Source organism: Acinetobacter sp. YH12137, assembly GCF_013418535.1.
Classification (GTDB): domain Bacteria; phylum Pseudomonadota; class Gammaproteobacteria; order Pseudomonadales; family Moraxellaceae; genus Acinetobacter.
Genome location: NZ_VPBW01000077.1, coordinates 1 through 2,663 on the forward strand (window position 1 = coordinate 1; position 2,663 = coordinate 2,663).

Sequence of the window (2,663 nt, forward strand, 5' to 3'; positions counted from 1 at the left end):
GACAAAATGACACCAAATGAGTTTTACTATGATCAGCTACCCCAACAAAACAAGGTGGCTTAACTAGAGCGGAATATCACTTATAAATACGCTTTTAGTTGTTCAAACAAGTGGAACCACCTCTGTTGAGCCACCTCCGCGCTTCATCAGAAAACTGAAGGAACCTCCATTGAATCGAACTAATATTTTTTTTGGTGAATCGCATTCTGACTGGTTGCCTGTCAGAGGCGGAGAATCTGGTGATTTTGTTTTTCGACGTGGTGACGGGCATGCCTTCGCGAAAATCGCACCTGCTTCCCGCCGCGGTGAGCTCGCTGGAGAGCGTGACCGCCTCATTTGGCTCAAAGGTCGAGGTGTGGCTTGCCCCGAGGTGATCAACTGGCAGGAGGAACAGGAGGGTGCATGCTTGGTGATAACGGCAATTCCGGGAGTACCGGCGGCTGATCTGTCTGGAGCGGATTTGCTCAAAGCGTGGCCGTCAATGGGGCAGCAACTTGGCGCTGTTCACAGCCTATCGGTTGATCAATGTCCGTTTGAGCGCAGGCTGTCGCGAATGTTCGGACGCGCCGTTGATGTGGTGTCCCGCAATGCCGTCAATCCCGACTTCTTACCGGACGAGGACAAGAGTACGCCGCAGCTCGATCTTTTGGCTCGTGTCGAACGAGAGCTACCGGTGCGGCTCGACCAAGAGCGCACCGATATGGTTGTTTGCCATGGTGATCCCTGCATGCCGAACTTCATGGTGGACCCTAAAACTCTTCAATGCACGGGTCTGATCGACCTTGGGCGGCTCGGAACAGCAGATCGCTATGCCGATTTGGCACTCATGATTGCTAACGCCGAAGAGAACTGGGCAGCGCCAGATGAAGCAGAGCGCGCCTTCGCTGTCCTATTCAATGTATTGGGGATCGAAGCCCCCGACCGCGAACGCCTTGCCTTCTATCTGCGATTGGACCCTCTGACTTGGGGTTGATGTTCATGCCGCCTGTTTTTCCTGCTCATTGGCACGTTTCGCAACCTGTTCTCATTGCGGACACCTTTTCCAGCCTCGTTTGGAAAGTTTCATTGCCAGACGGGACTCCTGCAATCGTCAAGGGATTGAAACCTATAGAAGACATTGCTGATGAACTGCGCGGGGCCGACTATCTGGTATGGCGCAATGGGAGGGGAGCAGTCCGGTTGCTCGGTCGTGAGAACAATCTGATGTTGCTCGAATATGCCGGGGAGCGAATGCTCTCTCACATCGTTGCCGAGCACGGCGACTACCAGGCGACCGAAATTGCAGCGGAACTAATGGCGAAGCTGTATGCCGCATCTGAGGAACCCCTGCCTTCTGCCCTTCTCCCGATCCGGGATCGCTTTGCAGCTTTGTTTCAGCGGGCGCGCGATGATCAAAACGCAGGTTGTCAAACTGACTACGTCCACGCGGCGATTATAGCCGATCAAATGATGAGCAATGCCTCGGAACTGCGTGGGCTACATGGCGATCTGCATCATGAAAACATCATGTTCTCCAGTCGCGGCTGGCTGGTGATAGATCCCGTCGGTCTGGTCGGTGAAGTGGGCTTTGGCGCCGCCAATATGTTCTACGATCCGGCTGACAGAGACGACCTTTGTCTCGATCCTAGACGCATTGCACAGATGGCGGACGCATTCTCTCGTGCGCTGGACGTCGATCCGCGTCGCCTGCTCGACCAGGCGTACGCTTATGGGTGCCTTTCCGCAGCTTGGAACGCGGATGGAGAAGAGGAGCAACGCGATCTAGCTATCGCGGCCGCGATCAAGCAGGTGCGACAGACGTCATACTAGATATCAAGCGACTTCTCCTATCCCCTGGGAACACATCAATCTTACCGGAGAATATCGTTGGCCAAAGCCTTAGCGTAGGATTTCGCCCTCTCCCGCAAACGACCCCATGTGGGCGGTAAAATCAGCTATGTCCGTATTCCCTCACCTGAAGACTTCTGGTGATGAAAATGGCATCCCCACCCGGAAACTGGAAAACCCGCTATAAAGCCAGTGATCTTGCAGACCATCAAAGATTAGAAATGACCTGCAAGAAATGTAACCGCCTTGTTTATATCAATAAGGCAATGATCAGCTCAATTCGAGGACACGAGCAATTATATTTGGACGAAGTTGAACGACGCGCACGCTGCAAAGCTCAAAATTGCCGTGGCACCATGCGCATGGCAATGGTGCGTCTTGATGAACTCAGCGGTTTTATTGGCGGGATTGCTTGATCTCCCGCCAAGATTTTAAGATCGCAATAAACTGGCTGACTGGCGCAATAATGGTATAGCAATAAGATAAAGGCTTGCTGCGACGAGCCAAACCCAACCATCCCACTGCCCCGCGGTTAAGCCATAAAGCGTCGTAAATCCGACCGGCCCGATAATCGAGGTTATATTCGTCAACCCCGTTAAAGTTCCCTGTAAAGCACCTTGTTTTTCATCGCAAACAAGACCTGAAATAATGGCCTGCAAAGCAGGCATACCAATGCCGCCTGTGGCCAGCATAAAAATTGCCGGCAGAACCATCCAGCTTTGCGTGATAAAAGCCAGCAATAAAAACCCGCACATATCAGCGCCCATTCCAAGCAGCAACACACCGCGGTCACCCAGTCGCTTTGAAAGAGTGCCGGTTAAAACAGCTTGTACGAA

General features: G+C 52.8%; 4 protein-coding genes. 3 read left to right on the forward strand and 1 reads right to left on the reverse strand.

Translation table 11 applies throughout. The features are described 5' to 3' along the window. The first annotated feature begins 169 nt into the window (after positions 1–169). From aph(3'')-Ib to FTU72_RS16060, 3 genes are all read left to right on the forward strand, one after another. Positions 170–973: an aminoglycoside O-phosphotransferase APH(3'')-Ib gene (gene aph(3'')-Ib / locus FTU72_RS16050; protein WP_001082319.1), complete on the forward strand. Its 804-nt coding sequence runs from the start codon at positions 170–172 to the stop codon at positions 971–973. Further along, positions 973–1,809: an aminoglycoside O-phosphotransferase APH(6)-Id gene (locus FTU72_RS16055; protein WP_000480968.1), complete on the forward strand. Its 837-nt coding sequence runs from the start codon at positions 973–975 to the stop codon at positions 1,807–1,809. The genes aph(3'')-Ib and FTU72_RS16055 overlap by 1 nt, the downstream gene beginning before the upstream one ends. Positions 1,810–1,976: 167 nt before the next feature. Then, positions 1,977–2,243, forward strand: a complete 267-nt coding sequence (locus tag FTU72_RS16060) for a hypothetical protein (RefSeq protein WP_052928020.1) — start codon at positions 1,977–1,979, stop codon at positions 2,241–2,243. Between the two features lie 15 nt (positions 2,244–2,258). Here FTU72_RS16060 and FTU72_RS16065 read toward each other — a convergent pair. After that, the coding region (locus FTU72_RS16065; RefSeq protein WP_180053114.1) for an MFS transporter at positions 2,259–2,663 on the reverse strand (405 nt) is incomplete at its 5' end.